The 15,085-nt window shown below is 68.9% G+C and carries 13 protein-coding genes; 6 read left to right on the top strand and 7 right to left on the bottom strand.

Annotated features, from left to right (window positions below):
- Positions 1-54: 54 nt before the first annotated feature.
- From ACZ7DY_RS07925 to ychF, 4 genes are all read right to left on the bottom strand, one after another.
- A complete protein-coding gene (locus ACZ7DY_RS07925) occupies positions 55-1,239 on the bottom strand; it encodes a restriction endonuclease subunit S (RefSeq protein WP_471131435.1) in 1,185 nt (394 codons plus the stop codon).
- Entirely contained in the window at positions 1,236-2,756 is a 1,521-nt protein-coding gene (locus tag ACZ7DY_RS07920; RefSeq protein WP_471131432.1) for a type I restriction-modification system subunit M, read from the bottom strand. The genes ACZ7DY_RS07925 and ACZ7DY_RS07920 overlap by 4 nt, the downstream gene beginning before the upstream one ends.
- 117 nt (positions 2,757-2,873) lie before the next feature.
- On the bottom strand, positions 2,874-4,985 hold the full coding sequence (locus ACZ7DY_RS07915) for an AIPR family protein (protein ID WP_471131429.1): 2,112 nt from the start codon (positions 4,983-4,985) through the stop codon (positions 2,874-2,876).
- 470 nt (positions 4,986-5,455) lie between these two features.
- Complete coding sequence (gene ychF / locus ACZ7DY_RS07910) at positions 5,456-6,544, bottom strand: redox-regulated ATPase YchF (RefSeq protein ID WP_471131426.1); 1,089 nt, start codon at positions 6,542-6,544, stop codon at positions 5,456-5,458.
- A gap of 222 nt (positions 6,545-6,766) precedes the next feature.
- On the opposite strand from ychF, the gene ACZ7DY_RS07905 reads away from it, so the two are divergent.
- Positions 6,767-7,426 carry a DUF6542 domain-containing protein gene (locus ACZ7DY_RS07905; RefSeq protein ID WP_471131423.1) on the top strand — a complete coding sequence of 220 codons (660 nt, stop codon included), beginning with the start codon at positions 6,767-6,769 and terminating at the stop codon, positions 7,424-7,426.
- Positions 7,427-7,468: 42 nt separating this feature from the next.
- On the opposite strand, the gene ppgK is transcribed toward ACZ7DY_RS07905, so the two are convergent.
- Both ppgK and ACZ7DY_RS07895 read right to left on the bottom strand, forming a co-directional pair.
- A complete protein-coding gene (ppgK, locus tag ACZ7DY_RS07900) occupies positions 7,469-8,215 on the bottom strand; it encodes a polyphosphate--glucose phosphotransferase (RefSeq protein ID WP_471131421.1) in 747 nt (248 codons plus the stop codon).
- Between the two features lie 21 nt (positions 8,216-8,236).
- The gene (locus ACZ7DY_RS07895) at positions 8,237-9,220 is read right to left on the bottom strand and encodes a 4-hydroxy-3-methylbut-2-enyl diphosphate reductase (RefSeq protein ID WP_471131418.1); all 984 of its coding nucleotides are present in this window, start codon (positions 9,218-9,220) and stop codon (positions 8,237-8,239) included.
- A gap of 84 nt (positions 9,221-9,304) precedes the next feature.
- Here ACZ7DY_RS07895 and ACZ7DY_RS07890 point away from each other — a divergent pair, with 84 nt between their 5' ends.
- From ACZ7DY_RS07890 to ACZ7DY_RS07875, 4 genes are all read left to right on the top strand, one after another.
- Complete coding sequence (locus ACZ7DY_RS07890; RefSeq protein WP_471131416.1) at positions 9,305-10,717, top strand: APC family permease; 1,413 nt, start codon at positions 9,305-9,307, stop codon at positions 10,715-10,717.
- Between the two features lie 168 nt (positions 10,718-10,885).
- On the top strand, positions 10,886-12,124 hold the full coding sequence (gene xseA / locus ACZ7DY_RS07885) for an exodeoxyribonuclease VII large subunit (protein ID WP_471131414.1): 1,239 nt from the start codon (positions 10,886-10,888) through the stop codon (positions 12,122-12,124).
- A gap of 18 nt (positions 12,125-12,142) precedes the next feature.
- On the top strand, positions 12,143-12,409 hold the full coding sequence (locus ACZ7DY_RS07880) for an exodeoxyribonuclease VII small subunit (protein WP_471132404.1): 267 nt from the start codon (positions 12,143-12,145) through the stop codon (positions 12,407-12,409).
- A gap of 182 nt (positions 12,410-12,591) precedes the next feature.
- Positions 12,592-13,182, top strand: coding sequence for a malonic semialdehyde reductase (locus ACZ7DY_RS07875; RefSeq protein ID WP_471131411.1), 591 nt, complete (start codon positions 12,592-12,594; stop codon positions 13,180-13,182).
- 128 nt (positions 13,183-13,310) lie between these two features.
- On the opposite strand, the gene ACZ7DY_RS07870 is transcribed toward ACZ7DY_RS07875, so the two are convergent.
- The gene (locus tag ACZ7DY_RS07870) at positions 13,311-13,829 is read right to left on the bottom strand and encodes a DUF4245 domain-containing protein (RefSeq protein WP_471131408.1); all 519 of its coding nucleotides are present in this window, start codon (positions 13,827-13,829) and stop codon (positions 13,311-13,313) included.
- A 217-nt stretch (positions 13,830-14,046) separates the two neighbouring features.
- On the opposite strand from ACZ7DY_RS07870, the gene glpX reads away from it, so the two are divergent.
- Entirely contained in the window at positions 14,047-15,078 is a 1,032-nt protein-coding gene (glpX, locus tag ACZ7DY_RS07865) for a class II fructose-bisphosphatase (RefSeq protein WP_205039026.1), read from the top strand.
- Positions 15,079-15,085: the final 7 nt, after the last annotated feature.

The raw sequence follows: 15,085 nt of genomic DNA, 5'->3' as shown, positions 1-15,085 counted from the left end.
TGACGTCGAACGGACAGAAGAAGGAGCCGCTCCCTCCACGGGGCGGCAAGCCGGTCAGGCGGCGAGGGCGTCCGCCCACAGCTCGCCCCGGAACGCCCGGTGCCGGATGGCGGCGAAGAGCGTGTCGAGTACGGCCAGTTGGTGCTCCTGCTCGGCCTTGAGCCGCCGTACGGCCCGGACCCGTCTCACGTAGGCGGCCTGCAGCTCGACCGGCGGGACGTCCAGGGGCAGTTCCTTGATGATCCCCATGTTCAGGCCGGACATGATCGCTCCCTTGGCGTGGCGTCCGAGGTAGGAGCGGGAGACCGGGTGCATGAGGAAATAGCTGTGCAGGAACTCCGGCAGGCAGCGCGACGGGTCGAGCGTGATGCAGCAGAGGTGCTTGGTGTTGATCGCCGGGGGGATGTCGTCGGGGACGACCGCGCAGCGCCCGCACGTACCCATGATGGTGATGAGGACATCACCGGGGCGCACGGTGTACCGCGCGAGCTTGGCGTACTTCTCCTCGGTGATGAACCGGCGCCCCTGCCACTTGAATTCGTTGTCGACGGCGTTGTCGATGCCGAGGACCGCGATTCCGGACTCCACGAACTCCTCGCGCAGCAGCTGGCTGCCGAACGGGCCCGTCCGGATCGCCCCCTTCTGCCCGAGCGCGAGCTCCGCGACCGTCGTGCGCGGCCACGCCGGATCGGGGTCGCCGAACATTTCCATGAAGACGGCCCGGGTGAGGTCGTCGAGGAGAGCGAGGGACGCGCGGCGCTTGGCCCGCAGCGCGTCCACCCGCTCCAGCACCACGGCGATCCTGCGCTGTTCGTCCAGCGGGGGAAGCGGGATGTCGATGTCGCGGAGCGTCTTCACCGAGAGGTGCTTCACCGTGGCGAAGGGCGTGGCCGCCTCGATCCTCTTGAGCACGGCGGGAAGGAACCAGGCGAGATAGTCCCGGTCCAGCCTCTCCGAAACGCCGTCGATCTTGCAGACGCGCTGGTTGAGCAGAGCCCGGGCGCCGCGCCACCGTGCGAGGTTGAACTCACCGTCCATACCGATGAGGTGGTCACCGCGCTCGACGACATAGCGGGGGTCGTAATCACCCTCGTAATACGTGCTGGTGGTGCCCGGCCTGACGTCCCGGATCCGCACGATGGGCATGCCCCGGCCATCTGTGTTGAAGGCGTCCGAGGCGAAGGCGTAACCGGAGAGGAAACCCGCCACGGAGCCGAGTTTGACGACTTCACGGCTCATCCCAGCAGCTCCTTCAGCTCACTCATGCCGTGCTGGATCTCCGCCTCGATCCCGGCGAGCTCGTCCATGATCTCGGCCGGGGATCGGTGCTCGGCCTCCTCGTGGACCAGCTCCTTGTAGCGGGCCATGCTCAGGTCGTATCCCTGTGCGGCGATGTCCGCCTTCGGGACGGTGAAGCTCTGCTCGGTCCGCGGGCGCTCCCGCTCACTGTCGTTGCGCCGGCGCCAACGGCGCAGTACGTCCGGGAGGTTGTTCTTCGCGTGCTCGGCCTCGGTCAGCTCGCCCGCCGCGGGGACCGGCCCGAGCTTCTCCTCGTCGAGCAGCGCGGTGCGCTTGTCGTCCAGGCTCCAGCCGTCCGCCGCGACCTCGTAGAACCAGACGTGATCCGTGCCGCCGCTGTTCGTCTTGGTGAAGAAGAGAATCGCGGTCGATACGCCGCTGTACGGCTTGAACACCCCGCTCGGCAGCTTGACCACCGCGTCCAGCTTGTGGTCCTCGACGAGGATCTTCCGCAGCTGCTTGTGCGCCTTCGACGCGCCGAAGAGCACACCGTCCGGCACGATGACCGCGGCGCGCCCGCCGGGCTTGAGCAGGCGAAGGAAGAGCGCGAGGAACAGCAGCTCGGTCTTCTTCGTCTTGACGACCGACTGGAGGTCCTTGGCGGTGGCGTCATGGTCGAGGCTGCCGGCGAACGGCGGGTTGGAGAGGATCAGCGAATAGCGCTCCGCCTCCGCGGCGGCGCTCTCGGCGAGCGAGTCCCGGTAGCGGATGTCGGGGCTCTCGACCTCGTGCAGGAGCATGTTCATCGACCCGATGCGGAGCATGGTGATGTCGAAGTCGAAGCCGTGGAACATGCTCTCGTTGAAGTGCCGGCGCTGGGCCGGTTCCAGCAGCGCCTCGTGGTGCGTCCGGCTGACGTACTCCGCGGCGGCCACGAGACAGCCGGCCGTGCCGCACGCCGGGTCACAGATTTCGTCCTTGGGCCCGGGCGCCGTCATCTCCACCATCAGCCGGATGATGTGCCGGGCCGTGCGGAACTGCCCGTTGTTACCGGCTGTTTCGATCTTGCCGAGCATGTACTCGTACAGGTCGCCCTTGACGTCCCGATCCACCAGCGGAATCTCGTCGAGCATGTCGACGACCTTGACCAGCAGGTTCGGCGTGGTGATCGTGAAGCGCGCGTCGTGCATGTGCCGGGAGTACGTCGAGCCCTCGCCGCCGAGGTCGCGCAGCCACGGGAAGACTTCGTCCCGGACCACGTCGAGCAGCTTCTCCGGCGCCTCATTGGTGAAGCGGGACCAGCGCAACCGGTCCGTCTCCGCGGTGTAGATCGGATTCTCGACGGGCCGGCCCGTGCGGTTGGCCCGGTTCTCCTTCGCCGTCTGCAGGTCGTCCAGGCGGCTGATGAACAGCAGGTAGGTGATCTGCTCGATGACCTCCAGCGAATGGGAGATACCACCCGAGGAGAAGGCCTCCCACACGCGGTCGATCTTGCTCTTCAGCTCACCCGTAATCACCCGCGAAGGCTAACGGACCCCACCGACACCAGCCCCCGACTCCGACGCCGCCCCTGCGGCCTCGATGCCGACGAGGGCTCCTCCTGGTCCTCGCAGGCGCACGGGCCGCGGATTTCGTCAGCCCTCCTCCTCCTGGGCATCCAGCCATTCCTTGGCTACCTGCCACAGATTGCGTCTGCCATCGAGTACCCAGCGCGCAGGTCCCTGTACCGCGATGGGTGCCTCCTCCCAGCCTGCGAGCTCCCAGATACGGATCACGAGCCCGCTGGCCGAGTACGCCACACCGTCGTAGGACCAGATGAGTGGTCTGGTCCGATCGTTCTGCCAGCGGACCTGCGCCCGGCGCTCGTCCGCCTCGATCCACTCCTTCGTCGCCCTTGTTTCCGGAGCGTTGTGCGGGACGTACACCAGCGGCGTCCCATCCGGAATGATGCCGGCGCTGACAAGAGTCGGAACGACGTTGGGGCGGCGGCGACGGCGCTTCTGCCGGGCGAGGGGCTGGTAGTCGTCCGGCAGCTGCGGCACCCCGGTTCCGCCCCGCACGTCCTGCGGCACGACCCGGGACAGCTCGCGGCAGCGTGTCTCATTGGTGAAGGTGCTCCCAAGGAACGAGGTGGTGCCGTAGGTCTCGTCCACCCGGTAAATCAGCCACGACAGCACTGATTCGGTCAGCTTCGGGATGGACTCCAGCACGGAGTCCAGCGGATAGCCCGGCTCATCGATGTCTGCCAGGTCGAGCAGCTGGAAGACCAGATGGGTGATCAGCAGGTCTCCGCGCTGAGCCGTGTCCTGGGCACGTCCCTGAAGGCGCTTACGCAGGGCGTCGAGCGCCTTGCCTACCTCTCTCTGGATCTGGACGCATCGCCAGACCCGGAAAGCGCTCGGAACCTCGCCGAAGAGTCGGGGGTACGCGCCTCCGTCTCCCCGCTCCCAGAGCAGATCGGTGTCCCGCTTGGCCCGTACGGCCAGCTCAGGCGTGCGGCGGGCGCATGCGAGAGCGATGGCCGCGTGTACCACCGAGCAACCGGAATCCGGTGCAGGATCGGCCTCGCCGCGTTTGAACACGTACGTCTTGTCCAGGGTGAGATCGAAGTCTTCCCGAATCAGCGCCTGGGTCTCGTCCAGTGCGATGAAGTCCCTTTGAGAAACGTCGTTCTGGGTGTTCGTAGTCTCGGTGATCTTTGATGCGTAGTCGACGCGCTCGTCACCCAGGGAGATCACGCGGACCATCACATCGGCATCTTCCACTGTCTCCGGCGTCACCTGCATCGCCTTGTGGATGGAGGTGACGGTCTGGGCCCCGTTGACCACGCTGACATGGGTGAGCCGGAGTTCCACCGGATAGGCGGGGTGCCGCCTGTCCGGGTAGTACGGCTCGATCCTGTCGCACAGGATCGTGATGCCGTTGTTGAAGTACCAGAAGTTCTCCGGCTCGTCCGTCAGGGTCTTCTCAATGCCGGAATTGATGCGGGTCAACCCGAGCGACTGGCGGATGTTCTGCGAGAAGAGACGGGCACCGTGATCCTCGTACCACCTGGCGATCTCCCTGGCCGCCACGCTGCCCTGGTAGGCAGGGAAAGGGATGTCACGGTAGATCCATTTCGGCATCTTCACCTTGACGTTGACGGGATCTGGCGTCCGGTCCTCACGCAGCTGCCGCAGCAGATCCCCGGTCCCCATGAGCTGGTAGCTCAGCATCGGCCCGTGCCCATGATGATCCTCGACGGCGCGGTCGAGGATGTTCACGGTGTGTGAGCTGAGCGGATCATTCCCGACGACCGCGATGACCAGGTTGATCTTGAGGTTGGTGTCCCCCATGGCCGAAGCGAGAAGAGGAGCGAACGGCTGGAGCTTGTCGTTGAATGCATCGAATTGCCGCTGCTCCAACAGTCGCAGTCCGTCCACGAAGCCACGAGCCGCATCTGTATGGAATCCAGCCGTCCCCTTGTCGCTCCACTTGGCTTGAACCAGCCACACCTGGGTACCGTCCACGACGGCAACCGCGTCGATCCCGTTGTCGTCGCTACCGTCGATCACAGCGTCGGCGCAGGCCTTATGCTCCCAACCTGTCACCCGCCGGACCGCCGTGGCCGCCACGGCCCGGGACAGGAAAGCCCGTTCCCGCTCCGCCTCGGAGTTTCGCTGCAGATCGCTCTCGTCGATGATCCCTCGGTAGGCCTGGATCAGCGCCGCCCGCATCTGATGCAGCTCCAGTGGCGTCGTCTTCACAGGTTTCTGCCCCGCCCCGCTCATCCCTCTCCCCGGTGATGCTCGTTCAGCTCAAATGTCCGCGCTGGTCAAGCCTAGCCCGGCCACCCCAGCACCCACCTGGGCAATGGCCAACGACCTGCGCATCAGCCAGACCTGGCGCCCCCCCACCTGCCAGCCCGATCAGCAGCGCCCGATCAGCTGTGGATCGTAGGCGGCACTCTGACCCCCGTTCGCGACCGGAATGCGGGGTACCCCGGCTCAACTATCGGTTCTCGGGGACCTGCAGGACATCAGGCCTCGTCGTCCCGCACCCCAGACGTCCCGGCCGGGCCCTATCGGCAGCAGACAACTTGGGATACACGCCTGTTCAACGCGAGCACCTCAGCCACACCCAGCACGGGGAAAAACCAAGGGGTTCGACTCCAAAGAGTCGAACCCCTTCTGAACTGCATGTTTGCTAGATCAGTGACGTAGTGGCATGTCACCTGCTACACGTTGAACCGGAACTCCACCACATCCCCGTCCTGCATCACATACTCCTTGCCCTCCATGCGGGCCTTGCCGGCCGCGCGGGCCTCGGTTACCGAGCCCGTTTCGACCAGGTCCTCGAAGGAGATGACCTCGGCCTTGATGAAGCCCTTCTGGAAGTCGGTGTGGATGACACCGGCCGCCTCGGGGGCCGTCGCGCCCTTCTTGATGGTCCAGGCGCGGGATTCCTTCGGGCCTGCCGTGAGGTAGGTCTGGAGGCCCAGCGTGCGGAAGCCGACGTGGGCGAGGGTGGCGAGGCCCGGCTCTTCCTGGCCGACGGACTGGAGGAGTTCGAGGGCCTCCTCGTCGTCGAGCTCGGCGAGGTCCGCCTCCAGCTTCGCGTTGAGGAAGATCGCCTCCGCGGGAGCGACCAGGGCGCGCTGCTCGGCCTTGAAGTCGTCGTCCGTCAGCTCGTCCTCGTCCACGTTGAAGACGTAGAGGAAGGGCTTGGTGGTGAGGAGGTGCAGGTCGTGCAGGAGCTCCTCCTTGCCGGAGCCCTGGACGATGCCGGCGGAGAAGAGCGTGTCGCCCTTCTCCAGGATCGCCTGGGCCTCCTCGACCGCCTTCACCTTCGGAGCGACGTCCTTCTTGATGCGCGACTCCTTCTGGAGGCGCGGCAGGACCTTCTCGATGGTCTGGAGGTCGGCGAGGATCAGCTCGGTGTTGATCGTCTCGATGTCGTCCTTGGGCGAGACCTTGCCGTCGACGTGGACGACGTTCTCGTCCTTGAAGGCGCGGATGACCTGGCAGATCGCGTCCGACTCGCGGATGTTCGCGAGGAACTTGTTGCCCAGGCCCTCGCCCTCGCTCGCGCCGCGCACGATGCCCGCGATGTCGACGAAGTCGACCGTCGCCGGGAGGATCTTCTGGGAGGAGAAGATCTCGGCCAGTTTCGTGAGGCGCGGGTCCGGGACGCCGACGACGCCCACGTTCGGCTCGATCGTGGCGAACGGGTAGTTGGCCGCAAGCACGTCGTTCTTGGTCAGGGCGTTGAACAGGGTCGACTTGCCGACATTGGGCAGACCGACGATTCCGATCGTGAGCGACACGTTGCGACTTCCCGTACGTGAGGGATGTGGATGGTGGGCGGCCCGGTGGGCCGGAGCGGCCTTGGGGCGATCCCCCAGTCTACGGCGTGCCGCCACCGCCCCGGCCGGCCCGTCGCCCGGCCGCCGTCCGCCCGCCCCGCGCCCTTCGAACGCATGGCCAAGGTCGGCTCAAGGGCGTGTCCCGCGACGGATTCCGCGCCGTGCCCCGCCTAGGTTGGTCCAGTGGAGCAACACAGGACGCGTCCCCCTCAGTCCGCCCCCAGGAGCACGTCGCCGGCCCGGCCCCGCCGGACCGCCCCGCTGCCCCCGCAGGGCCGGCCCGCCGGGTCGGGCACCGTGTACCGGGCCGCGCCACGCCCGCGCCGCCCCGCCCCGCCGTTCGTCCGTGCCCTGCGCAGGCACCCGGTCTACCGCGCCGTGCGCCGGCACCCCGTCTACCGCACGCTGCGGCGGATCCCGAACCCCCGCCTGACCGGTCTCGGCAGCGGGCTCTTCTGCACGGCGGTGATGTTCCTGCTCGCCTGCCTGCTGCGGCTGATCGCGGGCGGTTCCGTCGTCGCGTACGGCGTGCTCTTCGTGCCCGTCGCCGCGCTCACCGCCTTCTGGGTGCGCCCGGCCGACCTGATCACCGCGCCGGTGGGCGTGCCGATCGCCTTCGCCGCCGGGGTGCTGCCCGTCTCCGGGGGCTCGGAGGGGTTCGGCGGCCAGGTCATGGGGCTCGTGACGACCCTGGCCCTGCACGCGGGCTGGTTGTACGGGGGCACGCTCGTCGCCGCGCTCATCGTGACCGTACGCAGGGTCCGGCTCATGGCCCAGCGACGCGGCGCCCGCCCGCCGCAGCGCACGGCGGCGGGCGGGAAACGTCTGCCCTCGGTCCCGTAAGGCCTTACCCGAACGGCAGTGCCTCGGTTCCGTAGAGCGCGGCTACGACTCCGTCTCGCCCGCCGCCATCGCCCCTCCGACGATGCCCGCGTTGTTCTGCAGCTGGGCCGGGACGATCTCCGCCGTGATGCCCTCGATCAGCGGCAGGAACTTGTGCGCCTTGCGGCTCACGCCGCCGCCGATGATGAACAGCTCGGGCGAGAAGAGCATCTCCACGTGCGCGAGGTACTTCTGGACGCGGCGCGCCCAGTGCTCCCAGCTCAGGTCCTCGTCCTCGCGGGCCTTGGAGGAGGCCTTCTTCTCGGCGTCGTGGCCGTTCAGTTCGAGGTGGCCGAGTTCCGTGTTCGGGACGAGGCGGCCGCCGGTGAAGAGCGCGCTGCCGATGCCCGTGCCGAGGGTGAGCAGGATGACCGTGCCCGTACGGCCACGGCCCGCGCCGAAGTGCATCTCCGCGACGCCCGCCGCGTCCGCGTCGTTCAGGACGGTGACGGGGACGCCACCCAGCCGGTCCGAGACCAGTCTGCTGATGTCCGTACCGATCCAGCTCTTGTCGACGTTGGCGGCGGTGCGCGCCGTGCCGTGGGTGATCACGCCGGGGAAGGTCGCCCCGACGGGCCCCTTCCAGCCGAAGTGCTCCACCACCTCGCACACGCCGTCGACCACCGCTTCCGGGGTCGCCGGATGCGGGGTCAGCACCTTGTGCCGCTCTTGCGTCAGGTCTCCACGGTCCAGGTCCACGGGAGCGCCCTTGATACCTGATCCGCCGATGTCCACACCGAAGATCTGCATGGACTCCACCGTACGGCCCACTCAGCGCTGTGACAGCTCGGCCGCCTCGGCGCGCAGGTCCCTGCGGAGTTCCTTGGGGAGGGAGAAGGTGATGGACTCCTCGGCGGTCTTCACCGTCTCCACGTCGGCGTAACCCCGCTCGGCGAGCCACTCGATGACGCCGTCCACCAGGACGTCGGGCACGGAGGCGCCCGAGGTCAGGCCGACCGTGGTGACGCCCTCGAGCCAGGCCTCGTCGATCTCGTCGGCGTTGTCGACCAGGTGCGAGGCGGCGGCGCCCGCGTCCAGGGCGACCTCGACCATGCGGATGGAGTTGGAGGAGTTCTTGGAGCCGACGACGATGACCAGTTCGGCGTCCTCGGCGAGCTTCTTCACCGCGGTCTGGCGGTTCTGCGTGGCGTAGCAGATGTCGTCGCTGGGCGGCGAGAGGAGGTTCGGGAACTTGCCCTTGAGGGCGTCCACCGTCTCCATCGTCTCGTCGACGGAGAGCGTGGTCTGGGAGAGCCAGACGACCTTGTCCGGGTCACGGACCTCGACGTTCGCGACGTCTTCGGGGCCGTCGACCAGCGTGATGTGGTCGGGGGCCTCGCCGGAGGTGCCGATGACCTCCTCGTGGCCCTCGTGCCCGATGAGGAGGATGTCGTAGTCCTCCTTGGCGAACCTGACCGCTTCCTTGTGGACCTTGGTGACCAGCGGGCACGTCGCGTCGATCGTCGCCAGCTTGCGCTCGGCCGCCTCCGCGTGGACGGTCGGGGCGACGCCGTGCGCGGAGAACATCACGATGGACCCCTCGGGGACCTCAGCCGTCTGGTCGACGAAGATGGCGCCCTTCTTCTCCAGCGTCCGCACCACGTACTTGTTGTGGACGATCTCGTGGCGTACGTAGATCGGGGCCCCGTACTGCTCCAGGGCCTTCTCGACGGCGATCACGGCACGGTCCACGCCCGCGCAGTAGCCACGGGGAGCGGCGAGCAGGACACGGCGGGAGCCAGGCGTAGCAGTCATGCCCCCATCGTAAGGCCGCGTCCAGCGCGTCAAAGATCGCCCGGTTGGGGAGACTGGAGGCCCGCGTTGATCTACGGAGGCACCATGTCCGGTCAGTCCGCCAGTACGGGAGCCCACGCGGAGAGCGGCGAGCCCGCCGGGGGCGAGGGGCTGCGGCGCACCCTCGGCTTCCGTGACCTCGTCGTCTACGGGCTGCTCTTCATCGCCCCCATGGCGCCGGTCGGCGTCTTCGGGACGCTCGACGCGAAGTCGCACGGCGCGGTGGCCCTGGTCTATCTGGTCGCCACGGTCGCGATGGCGTTCACCGCATTCAGTTACGCACAGATGGTGCGGGTGGTCCCGCAGGCCGGCTCCGTCTTCGCCTACGCGCGCGTGGGGCTCGGCAAGGGGCCCGGATTCATCGCCGGGTGGATGGCGATGCTCGACTACCTCCTCATCCCGGCGGTCGCGTACCTCTTCTCCGGCATCGCCATGAACTCGCTGGTGCCGTCGGTGTCCCGGTGGGTGTGGACTGCGCTCGCGGTCCTGATCACGACGGCGCTCAACCTGTGGGGCGTGCGGGCGGCGGCGCGGGTGGGGTTCGCGGTGCTCGCCATGGAGATCGTGGTGCTGCTGGTCTTCGTGGTGGCGGCGGTGGTCGTCCTGGCCCGGGACGGTGCGCAGCGCGACTGGCTCTCGCCGCTCTCCGGCGACGGTTCGCAGGGCGCGTTCGCGCTGTCGGCGGTGGTGGGCGCGGTCTCGATCGCCGTCCTGTCGTACCTGGGCTTCGACGCGATCGCCGCCTTCGCCGAGGAGGTGACGGGCGGTTCGGCGAAGGTGGCGCGGGCGGTGCTGTTCTGTCTGGCGCTCGCGGGCGTGCTGTTCATCGCCCAGACGTATCTGGTGGCCCTCCTGGAGCCGATGTCCTCGGCGGAGCTGGCGGCGGATCCGGGCAAGCAGGGCACGGCGTTCTACGACGCGGTGGACTCGGCGGCCGGCAGCTGGCTGCACGATCTGGTGGCGGCGAGCAAGGCGATCGGCGCGGCCTTCGCGGCGCTCGCCGGGCAGGCCGCGGCGGGACGGCTGCTCTTCGCGATGGCCCGGGACCGGCGCCTGCCGAAGGCCCTGTCAAGGACGGACTCCGGCACGCCCCGGATCGCGCTGCTGTGCGCGGCCGTGGTGACGCTGGTGGCCGCGGTGTGGGCGGCCCGGCGGGACGACGGCATGGACCACCTGGTGTCGGTGGTGGACATCGGCGCGCTGACGGCGTTCCTGCTGCTGCACGCGAGCGTGGTGGGCTGGTTCGCGGTACGGCACCGGGAGGACGGCTTCAGCTGGTGGCGCCACCTTTTGGTCCCGGTGCTCGGGGCGGCGATCGTGGTGGCGGTCATCTGGGAGGCGTCGGGCTCCGCCCAGGTGGTCGGCGCGGTGTGGCTCGCGGTGGGCCTTGCGGTACTGGCGGCCCAGGGCACGGACCGCACGACGCCCACCGCCCGAGACGACCGACCGGCTCGGTAAGCCCCCGGCTCCGGATCACGCCCCAGGGGCGCGAGGAACGGCGCGCTCAACTCCCACCATCCCGCACACGACCGACCGCCCCCACCCCGCCGCACCTCCTACTCCACTCCCCCGACGCCAAGACACACCACCCCAAAAGGCCGACCCGCCCGACTACGCTCGGGCAACATGGCTCTCAACACGTCCCCGGACGCCCCCCTCCCCGTGGGCGAGGTCTCCCGGCTCATCGGCGGGTGGATCGACCGGCTCGGCGCCATCTGGGTCGAGGGGCAGATCACGCAGCTGTCCCGCAGACCCGGCGCGGGCGTCGTCTTCATGACGCTGCGCGACCCGTCCCACGACATCTCGGTGAGCGTCACCTGCTACCGGCAGGTGTTCGACGCGGTGGCGGACGTCGTCTCCGAGGGCGCCCGCGTCGTCGTACGGGCGAAGCCGGAGTGGTACGAGCGGCGGGGGCAGCTCTCGCTGCGGGCCGCCGAGATAAAGCCGGTCGGCGTCGGCGAGCTGCTCGCGCGGATCGAGCAGTTGAAGAAGAGCCTGGCCAGGGAGGGGCTCTTCGCGCCCGAGCGCAAGAAGACGCTGCCGTTCCTGCCGCAGCTCATCGGCCTGGTCACCGGCCGTGCCTCCGCCGCCGAGCGCGACGTCCTGGAGAACGCCCGGCACCGCTGGCCCGCCGTCCGCTTCGAGGTGCGCAACGTCCCCGTCCAGGGGGTGCACGCCGTGCCGCAGGTCGTCCAGGCCGTGAAGGAGCTCGACGCCCACGACGAGGTCGACGTGATCATCGTGGCGCGGGGCGGCGGCAGTGTGGAGGACCTGCTGCCGTTCTCGGACGAGCAGCTGGTGCGGGCGGTGGCGTCGTGCCGTACGCCGGTCGTCTCCGCGATCGGCCACGAGCCGGACAATCCCCTCCTTGACCACGTGGCGGACCTGCGCGCCTCCACCCCCACCGACGCCGCGAAGAAGGTCGTGCCGGACGTCGGTGAGGAGTACGAGCGCGTGCAGTGGCTCCGGGACCGCGCCCGGCGCAGCGTCGACGCCTTCCTCGACCGTGAGGCGCGCGGTCTTGCGCACGCCCTGGCCCGGCCCTGCATGGAGCACCCGCACCGCATGGTCGAGGAGCGCGAGGAGCAGGTCTCGGCGCTGGTCGACCGCAGCCGCCGTACGCTCGGGCACCTGCTCGACCGGGCGGGTTCGGAGCTGACGCACACGCACGCGCGCGTGGTGGCCCTCTCGCCGGCCGCGACCCTCCAGAGGGGGTACGCGGTGTTGCAGAAGCCTGACGGCACGGTGGTCCGGGCGCCTTCGGAGGTGGCCGTCGACGAGGAGTTGCGGGCGCGCGTCGCCGAGGGGGCCTTCACCGTGCGGACGGTGGAAACCGCAGACAATGACGACAATGCCGAGCATTAGGGTGGGCGCATGACCAGCATGACGGACGAGGCCGGCGAGGCCGGGGCCTCCACGGACGCGCTCGGTTACGAGCAGGCGCGGGACGAGCTGATCGAGGTCGTACGGCGCCTGGAGACGGGCGGGACGACCCTGGAGGAGTCGCTGGCGCTCTGGGAACGCGGCGAGGAGCTGGCGAAGGTCTGCCGCCGCTGGCTTGACGGCGCGCGGGCCCGGCTCGACGCGGCCCTGGCCGGCCCGGAGACCGACGACGGCACGGGCGACGCGACGGGCGACGCGGCGGAGTGAGCGGGGCCGGGCGCCCCTCGATCCAGGGCTTCCCCGGCAAAACCGTCCTGACCTGCGGTTTGTGAAGCGGATCACGCAGGTCCGGTTTTTGTTGAAAGTTGAACAGTAGCGGCGTACTGTCGTGTTCGCGAGCCCGGTGACGGGTTCGCCAGACACCCCCGTACGTTCAAGAAGGTTGATTCATGTCTCTCGTACTCGACCCCGCCGCCCAGGACCTGCTCTTCCGCGAGGCCCGCACCGCGAACACCTTCACCGACGAGCCGGTCACCGATGAGCAGGTCCAGGCGATCTACGACCTGGTCAAGTACGGCCCCACCGCCTTCAACCAGTCGCCGCTGCGCGTCACGCTGGTCCGCTCCCCCGAGGCCCGCGAGCGCCTGGTGCAGCACATGGCCGAGGGCAACCGCCCGAAGACGGCGACCGCGCCGCTCGTCGCGATCCTCTCCGCCGACAACGAGTTCCACGAGGAGCTCCCGGCGCTCTTCCCGCACTTCCCGCAGGCCAAGGACGCGTTCTTCGCCGAGCGCCCGGTCCGCGAGCAGGCCGCGCTGGTCAACGCCACCCTCCAGGCCGCCTACTTCATCGTCGGCGTCCGCGCCGCCGGCCTGGCCGCCGGCCCGATGACCGGCTTCGACTTCGCCGGCGTCCAGAAGGAGTTCCTGGACGACGACCACACCCCGCTGATGGTCGTCAACATCGGCAAGCCGGGCGAGGACGCCTGGTTCCCGCGCTCCCCGCGCCTGGCCTACGACGACGTCGTCACCACGGTCTGAGCGACCTCGCGGGCCCACACGCCCGCCCACGCGAAGGGCCCCCGGCACAACGCCGGGGGCCCCTTCGCGTACGCGGTGGAGGGTCCGTCAGGACATCTCGGAAACCGTCAGGACATCTTCGGAAACCGTCAGGACATCTTCAGGGATTCGGCCATCTTCGCCAGCCGCCCGAAGGACGCCGTGCCCGTGACCACCGTCGTGGCGCCCTGCTCGCTGATCACCAGGGCGTCGTACTTCGGGCCCTTGTACCGCTGCCAGGTGCGGCCGCCGATCTCCTCGGCGGCGTCGGTGCGCGACGCGTTCTGGGTGACGTCCTTGATGAACGTCGACGACTTCGCGGTGGACTGCTCGATCGCGACGTACTCCTCGTCCGGGTCGAGGAAACCGAGGTGCCAGGTGTCGTCCTTCGCGCCGTCGAACCGCACCGACGTGGGCGTCCACTTCTTCGACAGGCCCTCGGGCGCGGCCACGGGATAGGCCGCGGCACGCCGTGCCGTCAGGAGCTCCACCCGGTAGTCGACCCGCTTGGCGGGGTCCTTGGACTCGTCATGCGGGACGAAGATGTAGATCACGCCCGCGACGAGGGCGATCACCACCAGCGACCACAGCATGTTCTTGACGGTCTGAGTGCCTTGTCTTCCTGCCACGCACCCATGGTCTCAGGTGCCGGCCCCGCCCCTTCCCCCGGTACCGCCCCGGGCCCGGCCGGCCGCTCATGCGTGGGGCCCACTGCTCATTTTGTCGACCTACGGATAGAGTCATCCACAACCCTCGTCCGGCCGCCCTCCCGTCTCCGCCCCCGCCCTTCCAAGGACGCCCTACGGGCGCGCCACTTTTTTGTATCAGCAGAAAGGTGCTCTTCCGATGACCGAGCATCATCTCCCGTCCGAGCTCGAGGTCTCCCCCGAGGCCCCCGACCGCAACCTCGCCCTGGAGCTCGTCCGGGTCACCGAGGCGGCCGCCATGGCGGCGGGCCGCTGGGTCGGCCGCGGCGACAAGAACGGCGCGGACGGTGCCGCCGTCAGGGCCATGCGGACCCTCGTCCACACCGTCTCGATGAACGGCGTCGTCGTCATCGGTGAGGGCGAGAAGGACGAGGCCCCGATGCTCTTCAACGGGGAGCGCATCGGTGACGGCACCGGCGCCGAGGTCGACATCGCCGTCGACCCGATCGACGGCACGACGCTGACCGCCAAGGGCATGCCGAACGCCATCGCGGTGCTCGCCGCCGCCGACCGCGGCGCCATGTTCGACCCGTCCGCCGTCTTCTACATGGACAAGCTGGTCACCGGCCCCGAGGCCGCGGACTACGTGGACATCAACGCGCCGGCCTCGGTCAACATCCGCCGCGTCGCCAAGGCCAAGAACTCCTCGCCCGAGGACGTCACGGTCATGATCCTCGACCGCCCCCGCCACGAGGGCATCGTCAAGGAGATCCGCGAGACCGGCGCCCGCATCAAGTTCATCTCGGACGGCGACGTCGCCGGCTCGGTGATGGCCGTCCGCGAGGGCACCGGCGTCGACCTGCTCATGGGCATCGGCGGCACCCCCGAGGGCATCATCTCGGCCTGCGCGATCAAGTGCCTGGGCGGCGTGATCCAGGGCAAGCTGTGGCCCAAGGACGACGCCGAGCGCCAGCGCGCCATCGACGCGGGCCACGACCTGGACCGCACGCTCTCCACGGACGACCTGGTCAAGGGCGACAACGTCTTCTTCGTCGCGACCGGCATCACCGACGGCGAACTGCTGCAGGGCGTCCGTTACCGCGCGGCGACCGCTTCGACCTCGTCGCTGGTCATGCGCTCCAAGTCGGGCACGATCCGCAAGATCGACTCCGACCACCGGCTCTCGAAGCTGCGCGCGTACAGCGCGATCGACTTCGACCGCGCCAAGTAGGACCCCG

This window comes from Streptomyces sp. NPDC037013, from assembly GCF_055607265.1.
The sequence above is the reverse complement of the archived record's forward strand: the minus strand, read 5'-3'. Positions and strand labels throughout refer to the sequence as shown.

Coding starts and splice junctions, on each gene's coding strand:
- ACZ7DY_RS07925 (WP_471131435.1), bottom strand. CDS start 1,239: ATGAGCCGTGAAGTCGTCAAACTCGGCTCCGTGGCGGGTTTCCTCTCC.
- ppgK (WP_471131421.1), bottom strand. CDS start 8,215: ATGCAGATCTTCGGTGTGGACATCGGCGGATCAGGTATCAAGGGCGCT.
- ACZ7DY_RS07895 (WP_471131418.1), bottom strand. CDS start 9,220: ATGACTGCTACGCCTGGCTCCCGCCGTGTCCTGCTCGCCGCTCCCCGT.
- ACZ7DY_RS07890 (WP_471131416.1), top strand. CDS start 9,305: ATGTCCGGTCAGTCCGCCAGTACGGGAGCCCACGCGGAGAGCGGCGAG.
- xseA (WP_471131414.1), top strand. CDS start 10,886: ATGGCTCTCAACACGTCCCCGGACGCCCCCCTCCCCGTGGGCGAGGTC.
- ACZ7DY_RS07880 (WP_471132404.1), top strand. CDS start 12,143: ATGACGGACGAGGCCGGCGAGGCCGGGGCCTCCACGGACGCGCTCGGT.
- ACZ7DY_RS07875 (WP_471131411.1), top strand. CDS start 12,592: ATGTCTCTCGTACTCGACCCCGCCGCCCAGGACCTGCTCTTCCGCGAG.
- glpX (WP_205039026.1), top strand. CDS start 14,047: ATGACCGAGCATCATCTCCCGTCCGAGCTCGAGGTCTCCCCCGAGGCC.